The sequence below is a fragment of the Nocardioides sp. genome (genome assembly GCF_044226765.1).
GTDB lineage: Bacteria > Actinomycetota > Actinomycetes > Propionibacteriales > Nocardioidaceae > Nocardioides.
In genome coordinates this window covers 156,058-169,960 of the sequence record NZ_JBGAGJ010000005.1, presented here as the reverse complement: position 1 = coordinate 169,960, position 13,903 = coordinate 156,058, and the positions used below count along the sequence as shown (strand labels likewise).

General features: G+C 72.8%; 13 protein-coding genes. 6 read left to right on the top strand and 7 right to left on the bottom strand.

Annotated elements, in window-relative coordinates:
* The first annotated feature begins 30 nt into the window (after positions 1-30).
* Positions 31-990, top strand: coding sequence for a hypothetical protein (locus ACILRH_RS12905; RefSeq protein ID WP_395693876.1), 960 nt, complete (start codon positions 31-33; stop codon positions 988-990).
* Between the two features lie 232 nt (positions 991-1,222).
* Here the strand turns inward: ACILRH_RS12905 and ACILRH_RS12900 are convergent, their stop codons facing one another.
* From ACILRH_RS12900 to ACILRH_RS12875, 6 genes are all read right to left on the bottom strand, one after another.
* Positions 1,223-2,611, bottom strand: a complete 1,389-nt coding sequence (locus ACILRH_RS12900) for a phospholipase D-like domain-containing protein (protein WP_395693875.1) — start codon at positions 2,609-2,611, stop codon at positions 1,223-1,225.
* A gap of 133 nt (positions 2,612-2,744) precedes the next feature.
* Positions 2,745-3,803, bottom strand: a complete 1,059-nt coding sequence (locus ACILRH_RS12895; RefSeq protein ID WP_395693873.1) for a hypothetical protein — start codon at positions 3,801-3,803, stop codon at positions 2,745-2,747.
* 70 nt (positions 3,804-3,873) lie between these two features.
* Positions 3,874-4,908 (bottom strand): endonuclease/exonuclease/phosphatase family protein, encoded by a 1,035-nt coding sequence (locus ACILRH_RS12890; RefSeq protein WP_395693872.1) that lies wholly within the window; start codon positions 4,906-4,908, stop codon positions 3,874-3,876.
* The gene (locus tag ACILRH_RS12885; protein WP_395693870.1) at positions 4,901-6,001 is read right to left on the bottom strand and encodes a hypothetical protein; all 1,101 of its coding nucleotides are present in this window, start codon (positions 5,999-6,001) and stop codon (positions 4,901-4,903) included. The genes ACILRH_RS12890 and ACILRH_RS12885 overlap by 8 nt, the downstream gene beginning before the upstream one ends.
* A complete protein-coding gene (locus tag ACILRH_RS12880; protein ID WP_395693869.1) occupies positions 5,994-6,236 on the bottom strand; it encodes a DUF6752 domain-containing protein in 243 nt (80 codons plus the stop codon). The genes ACILRH_RS12885 and ACILRH_RS12880 overlap by 8 nt, the downstream gene beginning before the upstream one ends.
* Positions 6,227-7,759, bottom strand: coding sequence for a hypothetical protein (locus ACILRH_RS12875; protein ID WP_395693867.1), 1,533 nt, complete (start codon positions 7,757-7,759; stop codon positions 6,227-6,229). The genes ACILRH_RS12880 and ACILRH_RS12875 overlap by 10 nt, the downstream gene beginning before the upstream one ends.
* Before the next feature lie 304 nt (positions 7,760-8,063).
* Between ACILRH_RS12875 and ACILRH_RS12870 the strand changes: the two genes are divergently transcribed.
* From ACILRH_RS12870 to ACILRH_RS12850, 5 genes are read left to right on the top strand one after another with little or no spacing between them, the layout of a single operon-like run.
* Entirely contained in the window at positions 8,064-9,962 is a 1,899-nt protein-coding gene (locus ACILRH_RS12870; RefSeq protein ID WP_395693865.1) for an alkaline phosphatase family protein, read from the top strand.
* A 57-nt stretch (positions 9,963-10,019) separates the two neighbouring features.
* Positions 10,020-11,276 (top strand): magnesium transporter MgtE N-terminal domain-containing protein, encoded by a 1,257-nt coding sequence (locus tag ACILRH_RS12865; RefSeq protein WP_395693864.1) that lies wholly within the window; start codon positions 10,020-10,022, stop codon positions 11,274-11,276.
* Positions 11,273-11,806 (top strand): DUF1003 domain-containing protein, encoded by a 534-nt coding sequence (locus ACILRH_RS12860; protein WP_395693862.1) that lies wholly within the window; start codon positions 11,273-11,275, stop codon positions 11,804-11,806. Before ACILRH_RS12865 ends, ACILRH_RS12860 begins: the two co-directional genes overlap by 4 nt.
* Positions 11,807-11,828: 22 nt before the next feature.
* Positions 11,829-12,992 (top strand): Mrp/NBP35 family ATP-binding protein, encoded by a 1,164-nt coding sequence (locus ACILRH_RS12855; RefSeq protein WP_395693861.1) that lies wholly within the window; start codon positions 11,829-11,831, stop codon positions 12,990-12,992.
* 9 nt (positions 12,993-13,001) lie between these two features.
* Positions 13,002-13,337, top strand: coding sequence for a sec-independent translocase (locus ACILRH_RS12850; RefSeq protein ID WP_395693859.1), 336 nt, complete (start codon positions 13,002-13,004; stop codon positions 13,335-13,337).
* Between the two features lie 19 nt (positions 13,338-13,356).
* Here ACILRH_RS12850 and ACILRH_RS12845 read toward each other — a convergent pair whose 3' ends face one another.
* On the bottom strand, positions 13,357-13,887 hold the full coding sequence (locus ACILRH_RS12845; RefSeq protein WP_395693857.1) for a hypothetical protein: 531 nt from the start codon (positions 13,885-13,887) through the stop codon (positions 13,357-13,359).
* Positions 13,888-13,903: the final 16 nt, after the last annotated feature.

The window sequence follows — 13,903 nt, the reverse complement described above, 5'->3', positions numbered from 1 at the left end:
GCGAGGACGGTCGTGGTTCACATCGGGCTGATGAAGACCGGAACCTCCTTCATCCAGGGCCGACTGGCCGCCAACACCGACCTGCTCGCCGAGCAGGGCCTGCTCTTCCCCGGCGGGGCGAGGTGGGCCACCCAGGTCCGGGGCATCTCGGACCTGATCGGCGGCAAGCACCACGGCTCGGGGGCCTGGGCGGAGCTCAGCGCGCAGGTCGACGGACACGACGGCACGGCGATCATCTCCATGGAGTACCTCGCAGCGGTCGGTCGGCCGGCGATCGAACGGCTGCGCGACCGGTTCCCGTCCTCCGAGGTCCGCGCGGTGATGACGGTGCGCGACCTGGGCCGGGCCGTGCCGTCGCAGTGGCAGGAGTCGGTGAAGAACCGGGCCACCAGGTCGTGGGAGGAGTACGTCGAGGGCATCCGCCGCCACGACGAGGCGGGCCGGCCGTTCTGGCGTCAGCAGGGCGCCGACCGGATCGCCGCCCGGTGGGCCGAGGTGCTCGGCGCGGCGGACGTCCACGTGGTGACCGTGCCCCCGCCGGGATCGCCCTCCCACCTGCTGTGGGACCGGTTCGCCGAGGTCGCCGGGATCGGCCCCGCAGCGTGGCACCGGTCGACCCGGTCGAACCCCTCCCTGGGTGCGGCCTCGACCGAGGTCCTGCGCCTGCTCAACCTGGCGACGCCGGACCAGCCCCAGGCCAAGTCCCGGGTCAAGCGGCTCGCGCGCCGCATCATCGCCGCCCAGGCCGAGCCCGAGGACATGATCGGCTTCGAGCCCCCCGCCTGGCTGCACGACGAGGCCGACCGCATCGTCGCCGCCCTCACGGAGGGCGGCTACCCGGTCGCCGGCGACCTCGCCGAGCTGCGACCCGTCGCCGTACCGGGTGTCGACCCCGGCTCGCAGAGCGACGCGGTCCGGCTGGACGCGGCCGTGCGCGCCCTCGGCGCCGTGCTGTTCGCCGAGGCCGCGGGCGACGCCGACGACGACTGATCCGTCGACCTGCCCGCGACCGCGCTCGCCCAGCCACCGAAGGTTCATCACGGTCTGTCGGTGAACCGACACCTCCCACGGCGGGCACGCCACGGGAGGCGCAGGTTCACCTGCATCCCCTGGCGAAACCGCGGCAGCGCCAGGCCCGGACCCGCCCAGGCCCGTGGGACGAGTGACGCCCGGGTGCCATCGGCACCCGGGCGTCAGCCGGTCGTCGTGGGTGACCTATCGATCAGTCGCCTTCCCAGAACGGGCCGCTCGGGGCCGGCTCGTAGGAGCCCGGGTCGTCGACCATCCGGCGGCCGTCGATGCCGCCGCTCTCGGTCGGCGGGGCGTCGAGGATGGCCGGGTGGTAGTCCGCGCCGGAGGTCGGGCTCCAGCTGACGCTGTGCGACCGGCTCTTCCAGAGCCAGTTGAAGTCCTTGGCGTAGTACGGGTAGGCGCCCATGCCGTTGATGGTGAAGATCTCCTCGTCACCGCGCATGCCGTCGACCGTCCAGTTGCTCGACCCGGTCACGACCAGCTGGGTGTTGCGGCTGGTGCCGTAGTGGCCGGAGATGAACAGATTCTTCTGGTGCGTGTAGAGGTCGAGCTCACCGTCGAGGACGCCGCCGTCACCGCGGGTGTCGTAGCCGGTGGAGCGGATCGGGACGCGGCCGCGCGAGGTCGGCTTGCTGAGCGTCGCCCGCACCTGGGCGCCGGTGAAGCCGTAGAGCAGCTTGACGTCGCAACCCTGCGCGTAGAGGTTCCGGATCCGCTTGGCGATCCGGTTGCCGCGCTCGGCGTTCCAGGCGTGGATGATCACCCGGACGATGGTGCGGCCGTGAGTGCCGGTGCTGCCGGTGGCGCCGGTGCACTTGACCGGGGCCAGGATCTTCATGATCGGGTCCTTGTCACCCGGCCCGTGGAACGGCGTGGTCTCCAGGCGCATCCGACCGTCGTCGATGTTGTACGTGATGTGGCCGGGGTGGTCCTGCTTGTCGCGCTTGAGCCGCGTGAACAGGTCCAGGAAGGCGCCGTAGAGCTCGGCGTCGTTGTTGTGCGTCCACAGGTCGTTGTACTGGTTGGCCGCGCCGTTGAGCTTCATGTTGATCGAGCCGGTCATCACGACGTAGCGCGCGGCACCCGACTGCGAGAACAGGTAGAACTTGTCGTGCAGGTTCTCGCCGGTCGAGCGGCACCCGTTGGTGCACTGGTAGATCCAGCTGTTCTTCTTGCGGTTCTTGCCGAGTTTCTTGCGCATCACGCGCTGGGCGTGGGTGACCTCGTGGTTGTTGACGAGCACCTGGACGCTCACCCCGCGCTTCTTGGCACGGATCAGGGCGTTGGCGACCGGCATCCGGTCGAAGGAGAACATGCTGAAGCGGATCAGCGAGCCCTTCGGCGAGTGGTTGATCGCGCCGATGACCTGGCGCTCCAGGCGCAGCTCGTTGTCGAGGCTTGAGCGGGGCACGTTGAACTTGGCGCCCTCCTGCGGCGCCCACCGAGCCTTCTGGGCCGGCGCCTTCGCAGCCGGGGCTGCCGACACCCCGGTCGGCGCGCTCTCGACCAGCGCTCCACTGACCAGCGTGAACGCTGCGACCAGCGTGACGGCACCGGCCTTCCACGACCTGCCTGACATCCAGCTCCCCCTACCTCTCAGCGGCGACGCCCTCGGAGCACCCGTGTCCGAAACCAGGGCCACCGGTCGAGCACGCTAGCACCGCCGCCTGAGAGTTGTGGCTTCGTCGCCGTGATCGTCTCCGTACGGTCGCTCACGCCCAGTCGTGCGACGAGGTCAGCCGACGCGCCGTGTCGCGCAGGGTCGCCGCCAGGTCCGTGGGCGGCCCGTCGGGCGGGACCGCGCCGCCGTCGAGTCTCGCGGCGTAGGCCCAGCCGGCGTGCGCGGCCCGCAGGACCTGTGCCGGGTCGGGCGCCTCGACGCGACCGGGGAAGGCGCCGAGGTCGGCGTCGACGGGGAGGTCGTCGACCGTGCCCACCAGCGGGCACCCGTGCGCCGCCACGGCGTCTCGGGCCCGGCGGTTCAGGTCGAGCGCGAACTCGGCTGCGGTCCGGTCCAGCGCCGGACGCTGCTCGTCGGAGCGGAGACCGACCAGGGCCGCGCGCACCAACGGCCGGACCGCCAACCGGTACTTCTTCGGGGCGACGTCGGGCAGGTGCTCGTTGAGCCCGCGCAGGTAGTCGCACGACGCATAGCCGAGCGAGGGGTTCGCGCGCAGCGCCCCGAGGTCGATCTGTGGGACCGCGATGCCGGCCGCCTCGCAGAACCTGGACCAGAGCACGTCCGGAGCAGCACCCGGCGGTGGGACGGTCACGACGGTGACCGCGGTGCGGGTGCACCACTCGTCGAGGATCTCGGGCACGTCCTGCGCGCGGTGGAAGGTCCGCCAGGCCCGGGTACGGCGCTTGCGCCTGATCGCGCGCAGGTACTCCGCCCAGGAGTCCGTGCCCATGTTGCGCACCAGGGTCTGCCACTGGGCCGGCAGCACCCGGGTCTGGTCGCGCACCGTGAGGAGCACCCGGACGTCGAGCCCGGCGAGCTCGGCGAGCGCCCGCTCGACCGGTGCACCCCGGGCGAAGCTGAGGAACTCCATCGAGACCAGCACGGTCTCCGCGTCGCTCTCGCGCGCGGCGCGGGCCAGCTCGGACCACCGGTGGGGTCGCTTCGGCGGGTCGGCGCTCCCGAACCGCAGCAGGTCCAGGGTGGCCCGGGTCTGCACGCCGAAGTTCTCCAGGAACTCCACCCCACCGTGCGCGAGCGCCGCAGGGTCGGCCTTGAGCGCGGACTGGACGAAGCTGGTCCCCGTCTTCATGGCACCGATGTGCAGGACGATCCGGTGAGCCATGGGGTGCTGTCGCTGCCTTCCTCGACGGGTTCGGGGGTCAGGGCCCCTCGACCTGGGACGGACCGACCGAGACGTCAGCGTAGAGGAACGGGTGGTCGGAGGTCCGAGCGACGAGACCGCCGCGCTGCACGACGAACCGGTCGAACGAGACGTCCGGCGTGCCGAGGATCCAGTCGACCCCCACGCCGGCCGGCGGGTGGCAGCCACCGTCGTGGTCGCCCCCCGCTGCGGCGTGCAGCTCGGTGAGGGCGGTGATCGCGCAGAAGAAGTCGGCGCGGTCGTTCATGTCCCCCGTGAGCACCACGGGGATGTCCGTGGCCGCCAGGGACGTCACCAGGTTCGCCTCCCGTCGCACCGCCTCGGCGCGCCACTGCTGCGCCGGGCCGTGCGCGTCGGCCGGGTTGTGGGCGTTGACGAACCAGACCGGGAGCCCGGTCGCCCGGTTCTCCAGCAGCACGTAGGGCATCTGCACCGGGTGACCGAAGAAGTACGGCACGGGGAAGGTGTGTCCCTGCAGCAGGCTCCACCTGGTGGAGTCCCACGTGATCGAGTTGGCCCGCGAGATCCGAGCGGCGCCAGCGGTCGGGAACAGGTCCCAGCCCGGGGCCAGTCGGCGCAGGACGTCGATCTGCGGAGGCTGCAGCTCCTGCAGCCCGGCGACCTCCACCCCGGCGGACCGCAGCAGGCCCAGCGCCCACGGCATCCGGACCTGGCCCGCCGCGAAGCCCGAGTGCCGGCCACCGGCGACGGTGTGGCTCGCGCCGAGGACGTTGAACGTCGCGACGCGGAACGACGTCGTGGTCATCCCGTCGGCCATCGACTGGGTGAGGTCCCGCAGCTGGCGCAGGGACTGGCGTGAGCCCTTGCCCGGCAGGGTCACCGGCGACGGCGGCGCACCACCGGGTGCCCCCGTGGCCGGGCCGCCCGGTGCGCCGGGAGCGCCCGACGCCGGCGCGGTCGACCCGACGGGTGACGGCGGCTGCTGCGAGGCCTGGCTCACCGACGCGGGCGAGCACCCCGCGGCGACGGCGACCACGGCCACGACGGTGGAAAGCGCGCGGGCACTACGCACGCGTCCTCCCCCGTCCGGGGCGCAGCCGACGTGCGAGGCCGGACACGCCGGTGGTCGGCGGCGGCGCAGGCGCCGGAGCCCGGTGCGGGCCGGCCGGCGAGCGCTCCCGCAGGTCGGACATCAGCTGGGCGATGACCCGCGTGGCCGCCTCCAGCATCTCGCCGTCGGTGACCTCGCCGGGCTGCCGCCGGTCGCTCACGTCCGAGGGCCGCAGCCACTCGACCTCGCCCCGCAGGTCGTAGCCGTCGGCGAGCCGGGCGACCGCCCGCTCGCCCCGCAGCTCGAGCTCGGCGAGGGTGTCGTCACCGGGTCGGATCCGCTCGCGGCCCGACGCGATCACGCCCGCCAGGTAGCCGCGGATCCAGGTCCCGCGGTCCGACGCGCTGCGGAAGCCGCGGAGGTGGCGGTTCACGCGCCGGAGCAGCTCGACCTCGACCAGGCCGAGGGTCTCGTTGGACGGCCGGTCGCGCAGCCGCAGCCCGGCCGGGTCCTGGCCGAGCACCCCGAGGAAGCGCTCGAGGAGCTCGACCGGGGGGCTGCCGGGCGCGAGCGGGAGCACGTGGATCCGGTCGTGGTCGATCACCGACCCCCACCGGCGCAGCACGTCGTCGAGGTCGAAGCTCCCCCAGCCCCACTCGTCGGCCGGGTCGTAGCCCGCACCCGGCGGGTAGTCGTCGATGGCGCCACGGGCGCCGTTCTTGATCCACTCCTGCCAGCGGGAGATCCCGAGGTCGACCATCGGGCGGGCGGTGACCAGGACCTCGACCCGCGACCCGGGGAAGGCCGCCACGGCCCGGCGCACCTGCTCCTGCGAGGCGGCGCCGAAGAACTCGTGCGTGACGAGGACGTCACCGTCGAAGCGGCCCGCCTCGGTGACCAGGTCGGTCCAGGGTCGGGCGTCCGGACCGGCCCGGCGAGCCAGGCTCGGGTCCTCGCGCAGCTCGAGCGAGGCGAGCAGGTGGGCCCGGTGACCCGAGCCCGGCAGCAGCAGCCCCCGCTCGCGCAGGAGCTCCCGGTTCGCCCAGAGGGACCGCTGGAGGTACGTCGTCCCGGTCTTGGGGAGCCCGATGTGGAGGAAGACCCGGTCAGGCATCGCCCGAGGAGCCCGAGTCCGGGGACAGCCCGGCCCGGTAGCGGGCCAGGAGCTCGCGGGCCTTCTCCTCGTCCCGGTCGGCGATCGGGATCAGCAGCTCGGTGACGACGTCGTACAGCTCGGCGAGCCGCAGCTGGAGCTGACGGCACTCCTGCACCTCGCCCTCGAGCCGGGCGATCCGGGCGTCCACGTCGCCTCGCGGCAGCAGCCGCCGCGCAGCACTCTTCACTCCCATGTGATCACCAATCTGCAGACGGACGCCTCGTGCGGGTCGTCCAGGAGCCGGTCGTCCTCGTCGAGCCACGCCACGTGCTCCACGCGCCCACCGGACTCGTCGACGAGCTTGCGGAGGACCTTGATCCTAACCGGGCGGACGTCGGTCGCCGCCGCGGCCGGCGTGGCCCGGACCTGCACCTCGGCGTAGAGGCGGCCTCCTCGGCGGGTCGCCATCCGCGCCAGACGCAGCAGGTTGCGCTTGCCGGTCCGGTCGGTGGCGTCGAGGACGTGCCGGGCGGTCACGATGCACGGCCCGGGCTCCCGCGCCAGCCAGGCCCCGGTCGAGAGCGTCGAGCGGAGCTCGCTGAGGTTGAGCCACCCAAACCGCGCGTCCAGTCCGCGTCGCCGCGCGACGCTCGCCGACCGGCGGTAGAGGCGCGGCATGTAGTCCAGCCCCGTGGCCGCGGCACCGCGGCGCGCCAGCCACAGGACGTCTGCTCCCGACCCGCACCCGACGTCGACGAAGCGGGTCGCGTCCGGCTCCTGGCGACGCACCCAGGCGACGAACGCGCTCGGCTTGCGCCCGACCTCGAGCTGGCGCTCGCGGCGCAGCTCGTAGCGCCGGTCCAGCCCCACGCGGGTGCCGCGGAACCAGCCGTTGAGCCGACGCACCGTCTCGGGGGGCGTCTCGAACTTGTACGCCGGGTCCGGCACCCTCCAGCTCGGTCCGTACATGGCCTCGAGCAGGCGTTCGGGGACGGCCGGCGCCGGCAGCTGCCGGTCGGCCAGCGTGACGGTGCGCAGCGGCCAGATCCACTCGGTCCGGAACGGGTGGCCGACCTCGCCCATCAGGTAGAGCTTGCCGTCGGTGACGAAGCCGCCGAAGACGTCCAGGCCGCGGGAGCGGCCGTCGGACTCGCGCACGACGACCTTGAAGGCCAGGCCGCTGTAGCGCACGACCGGGAAGCCCTGGTCCTGCAACAGCCGCTGGAGGCGGAACGACTCGATGATCACGTCGACCGGGGTCTGGTGGTGGCTGACGTAGCCGATGTCGGCGTCGGAGTCGTGGCCGATGAAGTTCTGCTCGCGGACGGCCCCGAGGAGGGTCCCGTAGGCGATGAAGGGCTCGACACCGGCCTCCCGGAGCGCGGCCAGCACCGTCTCGGTCGCGTCCAGCAGCGGCACCAGGTGGGCGCTGCTGCGCTCGCCGAACAGGCGCATCAGCTTGCCGGCCTTGTCCAGGCCCAGGGGGTTCCCGCTGGAGTCCTCGACACGGATCCGTCCCGTGCCGGTGCCGATCCGGGCGGTCGCCGACACCCACGTGCTGCCGTCGTCCGGATCGCGCAGGGAGACCTCGGTCTCGCCGTCCAGGTAGGGAAGCAGCACCGGCGGCCAGGCGAGGAACCGCCGGCTGCGGCGGGCCACCGTGTCGCGGCGCAGCCAGAAGGAGAAGATCCGGCGGTCGTCGAACCAGACGTCGACGGGGAAGTCACCGGATCCGGCGACGACCAGCCCGTCGGTCTCGACGACGACGTCGGTCACCGCACCGTCTCGTCGACCCACCCGGTCCCCTCACTCGATCGCGCACCCCGCGCGGACTGCCCCGAGGGTAGCCGAACCGCCCGGCGCGCCCGACCGCGGGCAGCACCGCGGGTTGCGCGCCGATCTTCTAGCACTCCTAGCGAATTACATCGGTGTAAGACACGCAATGGAAAGGTCACGAATCGATAACGATCGGCCTGCGCCGTAGGCCGGGGCTCAGGCAGTTCTTAGGGTGACTCGTGTGACTGGCGGGTCTGATGTGACTCGTCGTGCTCGGACGATTCTGACGACGAAGGACCTCCTCATGCCGCTTCCCCAGCTCCGGTCCGCCTCCACCCGACGCCTGCGGCGGGGGGTGCGCGCGACGGTCGTCCCGGCCCTCGCCGCCGGCGCGGTCGGGGTCGCCGGAGTGCTCGCCTCGACCGGTGCCGCGGTCGCCACCGTGCCGGCCGCTCCCGGCACGGCGCCGTCCTACGACCGGCCGACCACGGTGCGCGTGAGCTCCTTCAACACCCTCGGCGCCGGTCACACCGGCAAGGGCGGCCGGAGCAAGTTCGCCGACGGCGTCACCCGCACCGGCTACATGGTGCGGATCCTCGACCAGCTCAAGCCCTCGGTGGTGGGCCTCCAGGAGTTCCAGAAGCCTCAGTTCCAGCGGTTCAAGCAGCTCACGAAGAGCACCTGGGGCATCTTCCCCGGCGACCAGCTGTCCAGCGCGGCCATGCAGAACTCCATCATCTGGCGCCGCAGCAGCTGGACCCTGGTCGAGTCCCACACGATGAAGATCCCGTACTTCCACGGCAACGAGCTGCCGATGCCGTACGTCCTGCTGCGCAACGTGCAGACCGGCCGCCAGCTCTGGGTCTACAACTCCCACCAGCCTGCCGACGCCCGGGGCAACGCCCAGAAGTGGCGCAACATCGCCGCCGCCCGGGAGGTCGCCCTGGTCAACCGGTTGCGCGCGCAGTACCCGCTGATCCCCGTGATCGTGACCGGGGACAAGAACGACCGCGACGCCTACTTCTGCCGGGTGGCCCGGGACGCCCGCATGAGCGCGGCTGCCGGAGGCGGCCTGGTCGGCGACCGGTGCCAGATGCCCACCCAGGCCCGCGTCGACTGGGTGATGGGCTCCCCCGGCCTGCAGTTCGTCGGCTACCAGATGGTGCAGACGCCGCTGGTCAAGCGCACCACCGACCACCCGGTGATCATCGGCGACGCCCTCCTCCCGTCCGCGGAGTCCGAGGCCGCCGGCATCACCAACGTCGTCGTCGTCGACGCACCCGGACTCACCGCCCAGGCGGTGCGGAGCACCAAGATCGCCTCCACCCCGGCGCTGCACGACCTGATGGCCGAGGGAGCGTTCGCGCTCAACGCCCGCTCCGACGCGACCAGCGCGTCGCCGCTCGGCGGCGCGGTCAGCATCCTCACCGGTCGCCCGACCGAGCTCGCCGCCGGCGGCACCGGGGTCGGCACCTCGACAGACCCCGGGACCACGGTCGCCGCGGCGGCCGGGGCCTACGTCCCCAGCGTGTTCGACGTGGCGCACGACCACGGCATGCGCACCGCGTTCTTCGGTGACGTCCCGGGCGACGAGCGCATCGTCTCGAGCTACGACGTCACCAACGGGGCACCGGACACCAGCGGCGTCAGCAGCGGCACCAACAAGATCGACACGTCCTACGTCGGGACGTCGGACGCCGACGTCGTCTCCCAGGCCACCGCCAGCCTGACCGACGACCCGGCCCACGTGACGTTCGTCCACCTGCGGGGCCTGATGAGCGCCGGCAACAACGCGGGCTACACCAGCGCGACCTACGGCAGCGCGGTCGCGGCGTTCGACAGCCAGGTGGCGGCGCTGCGCTCGGCCATCGACTCGTCGAGCACCCTGGCCGGGCACACCCTGCTGGTGGTGACCGCCGACGTCGGCGGCACCCGCCAGTCCGCACCGGAGACCCGGCTGACGTCGTACCGGATCCCGATCATCGTCGCCGGGCCCGGTGTCGCCCCGCACGCGACGCTCTACAACCTCAACCGGCAGTACGCCCGCCCGGTCAGCGCCCAGCTCGGCAACACCGGTCCGCAGCCGCTGCGGGGCTCGGCCATCGCGAACCTGGTGACCAAGTACCTCGGGCTGCCGCCGGTCGAGGGCAGCGTGGCCGACCCCGGCCAGCTGTCCACGCTGCTGCCCCCGCCGGCCGGCTGAGCCGACCGGCCGCACGGCTGCCCGGGTCGGCGCACGACTTCTCGCTACGGTTGCCCCGTGAGCTCCACCCCCGCCCGCGTCTACGCGGCCCGCATGGTCGGGCTGCCGATCTTCGACCCGCAGGGCGACCAGGTCGGCAAGGTGCGCGACCTGGTGGCGGCGGTGCGCTCGGAGGTCCACCAGCCGCGGGTCCTCGGGCTGGTCGCGGAGGTGTTCGGCAGGCGGCGGATCTTCGTCCCGATGACCCGCATCACCAACATCGACAGTGGCCAGGTCTACACGACCGGACTGCTCAACATGCGCCGCTTCGAGCAGCGGCCGACCGAGACGCTGGTGATGGGTCAGATGCTCGACCGCACCGTCCGGGTCCCCCATACCGGGGTCACCGGCACGGTCTACGACGTCGCGATGGAGCAGGCGCGCAACCGTGACTGGGTGCTCAGTCGGGTGGCCATCCAGGAGCCGGCCAAGGGGCTGCGACGGCGGGGCCAGACGCACGTCGTGGAGTGGCGCGACGTGGAGGGCCTCACCGGGCGCGAGGAGTCCCAGGGCGCGACCCACCTGATCGCCGCGCTGAACGAGATGCGACCCGCCGACGCGGCGAACATGCTGCACGACCTCCCCCTCGAGCGCCGCTCGGCGGTGGTCGCCGCCCTCGACGACGAGCGGCTGGCCGACGTCCTGGAGGAGCTGCCCGAGGAGGACCAGGTCGACATCCTGGGCCACCTCGACCACGAGCGGGCCGCCGACATCCTCGAGGAGATGTCGGCCGACGACGCAGCCGACCTCATCGCCGACCTCCCGCCCGAGACGGCCGAGGCGCTGCTGAGCCTGATGGAGCCGGACGAGGCCGAGGACGTGCGCCGACTGATGTCCTACGAGGAGGAGACCGCGGGCGGCATGATGACGCCCGAGCCGGTCATCCTCGGACCGGACGCCACCATCGCCGACGCGCTCGCCCACGTCCGCAACCCCGAGCTCACGCCGTCGCTGGCCGCGCTCGTCTACGTGTGCCGCCAGCCCCTCGAGCCGCCGACCGGCAAGTTCCTCGGCGTCGCGCACATCCAGCGGCTGCTGCGCGAGCCGCCCTCGACCCTGGTCGCCGGGGCGCTCGACGACTCGATGGAGTCGCTGCGCCCCGAGGCGAGCATCGACGAGGTCGCGGCCCACCTGGCGACGTACAACCTCGTGGCCGCGCCGGTGGTGGACGACAACGGCCACCTCCTGGGCGCGGTGACCGTCGACGACCTGCTCGACCACATGCTGCCCGAGGGGTGGCGCGACCGCCCGGTCACGCAGGGGGCGGACGGATGAGCGACCGGACCCCCCGCCTGGACACCCCCAAGGACCTGCGCCGCCCTCCGTTGGTGCGGCGCCCGTCCTACAACTCCGACACGTTCGGCGTCTTCGCCGAGCAGTTCGCGCGGTTCATGGGCACGGCGCAGTTCCTCATCTACATGACCCTGTTCGTGGCGTTCTGGGTCGTCTGGAACATCGCGGCGCCGCCGGACCTGCGCTTCGACGAGTACCCGTTCATCTTCCTGACCCTGATGCTCAGCCTGCAGGCGTCGTACGCCGCCCCGCTCATCCTGCTCGCCCAGAACCGCCAGGAGGCGCGTGACCGGGTGATCGCCGAGCAGGACCGGCAGGCCGACGCCCGGGCGCACGCCGACATGGAGTTCCTGGCCCGCGAGGTGGCGTCCCTGCGGATGTCGGTCGGCGAGGTCGCGACCCGCGACTTCCTGCGCTCGGAGCTGCGCGGCCTGCTCGAGGACCTCGAGGAGCGGGCCGGGGAGCGCGGACCCGCGCGCCCGGACGACGAGCCGGAGAGCGTGCCCACCTAGGCCCCCCGTAGACTCGGGGATCATGAGCAACACCCTCCTCGAGCAGGTCGACGCCGCGCTCGCGACCGTCAACGACCCCGAGATCAAGCGTCCGATCACCGAGCTCGGCATGGTCGAGTCGGTCACCGTCGACGAGGCCGGCGTCGCCCGCCTCACGGTCCTGCTGACGGTGGCCGGGTGCCCGATGAAGGACACCATCAACCGCGACGTCACCGCTGCCGTCGGGGCCGTCGCCGGCATCACCGGGGTCGACCTGACCCTCGGGGTGATGAGCGCCGAGCAGCGCGCCGGCCTGCAGGAGACGCTGCGTGGTGGGCAGGCCCAGCGTGAGATCCCGTTCGCCCAGCCCGGCTCGCTGACCAAGGTCTACGCGATCGCGAGCGGCAAGGGCGGGGTCGGCAAGTCCTCGGTCACGGTCAACCTGGCCCTCTCGCTGGCGCAGCAGGGCCTGAAGGTGGGCATCGTCGACGCCGACATCTACGGGCACTCGGTCCCCGCGATGCTCGGTGTCGCCGACCAGCGTCCGACCCAGGTCGAGGACCTGATCATGCCGGTGCCCACGCCATCGGGCGTCTCGGTCATCTCCATCGGCATGCTCAAGCCGCGCCGCGACCAGGTGGTCGCGTGGCGCGGCCCGATGCTCGACCGAGCGTTGGTCCAGATGCTCGCCGACGTCTACTGGGGCGACCTCGACGTCCTCCTGCTCGACCTGCCGCCCGGCACCGGCGACGTGGCCATCTCGCTGGGGCAGCACCTGCCCGGCGCCGAGGTCGTCGTGGTGACCACGCCCCAGGAGGCCGCCGCCGAGGTCGCCGAGCGCGCCGGGACGATGGCGTCGATGATGCACCAGCGGGTCGTGGGCGTCGTGGAGAACATGAGCTGGCTGCCGTGCCCCCACTGTGCGGAGGAGGGCGTGGAGCACCGGCTGGAGATCTTCGGCACCGGGGGTGGCGAGCGCGTCGCCGCCACGCTGTCCGCGCGGTTCGGCTACGACGTTCCCGTGCTCGGCCAGGTGCCGATCGACCCGTCCCTGCGTGAGGGCGGCGACGTCGGCAAGCCGATCGTGGAGGCGGACCCCACCTCACCGGGTGCCCGGGTCCTCTCCGCCGTGGCCGACCGGCTCGCCGGGCGGGGTCGCGGCCTGGCCGGGATGCAGCTCGGCCTGACCCCCGCCAACAAGCTCTAGGCTGGTCGCGTGTTCGGGGTCGGCCTGCCGGAGCTCGCGGTCCTGGTGTTCATCGCGGTCCTCGTCTTCGGCCCCGACCGCCTCCCCGACCTCGCCAAGCAGGCGGGCCAGATGGTGCGCAAGGGCCGGCAGCTGGCGCGCTCGGCGCGCGACGAGCTGCGGGCGGAGCTGGGGCCTGATTACGCCGACCTCGAGCTGAGCGACCTCGACCCCCGCGAGATCGTGCGTCGTCACATCGCCGAGGCCCTCGAGGAGGACGACGAGGAGCCGGTCCGGCCGACCCGCCGGGGGCTGCGACCGCTCGCCGAGGGCGAGCTGCCGCCGTACGACGCCGACGCCACCTGAGCCCAGCCCCCGGCGACCGTCAGCGGCTCTGGACCGCCGCCACGCTCGCGAGGGCGAGCAGCACCGGCCGGCCCTCCCCGGCCACGGCGTCGACGAAGTCCGCACCGACGCGGCGCGGCGCCACGTCGTAGGACGTCCCGTCCCGCAGGTGCACCACGCAGCGCTCCCCCGCCTCGGCGATGCGCCGCAGCGCCGAGCCGAGCCCGAGCCGGGCGACCGGCGACCACGCGACCTCCGGTACCGAGCGCGGCCCGGCGCCGAGGACGGCGGTCACGGCGGGCAGCGAGACCACCCAGTCCTGGCCAGAGCCGCCGATGAGGCACCAGCCCTCGCCGACCCGCTCGAGCATCCCCTCGACCGGCCCCACCCCGGTCACCTCGAGCCGGACCGCCGCGCCGACGGACGCCATCAGCCGCGAGGCGAGCGTCACCTCGCGGTAGACGCTCCGGCTCCGGTCCGCGAGCTCGGCGTCACGCTCGGCGCCGAAGGCGGCCTCCGCCTGCTGCTCGAGCTCGTCGAGCACCGCGAAGAGGTCCTCCTCCCACGCCATGTGACCCAGGGTGCCC

Bases quoted from the DNA above. Each gene is read 5' to 3' on its own strand.
- ACILRH_RS12885 (WP_395693870.1), bottom strand. From the start codon at position 6,001: ATGCCTGACCGGGTCTTCCTCCACATCGGGCTCCCCAAGACCGGGACG.
- ACILRH_RS12900 (WP_395693875.1), bottom strand. From the start codon at position 2,611: ATGTCAGGCAGGTCGTGGAAGGCCGGTGCCGTCACGCTGGTCGCAGCG.
- ACILRH_RS12845 (WP_395693857.1), bottom strand. From the start codon at position 13,887: ATGGCGTGGGAGGAGGACCTCTTCGCGGTGCTCGACGAGCTCGAGCAG.
- ACILRH_RS12860 (WP_395693862.1), top strand. From the start codon at position 11,273: ATGAGCGACCGGACCCCCCGCCTGGACACCCCCAAGGACCTGCGCCGC.
- ACILRH_RS12905 (WP_395693876.1), top strand. From the start codon at position 31: ATGAAGACCGGAACCTCCTTCATCCAGGGCCGACTGGCCGCCAACACC.
- ACILRH_RS12880 (WP_395693869.1), bottom strand. From the start codon at position 6,236: ATGGGAGTGAAGAGTGCTGCGCGGCGGCTGCTGCCGCGAGGCGACGTG.
- ACILRH_RS12855 (WP_395693861.1), top strand. From the start codon at position 11,829: ATGAGCAACACCCTCCTCGAGCAGGTCGACGCCGCGCTCGCGACCGTC.
- ACILRH_RS12895 (WP_395693873.1), bottom strand. From the start codon at position 3,803: ATGAAGACGGGGACCAGCTTCGTCCAGTCCGCGCTCAAGGCCGACCCT.
- ACILRH_RS12870 (WP_395693865.1), top strand. From the start codon at position 8,064: ATGCCGCTTCCCCAGCTCCGGTCCGCCTCCACCCGACGCCTGCGGCGG.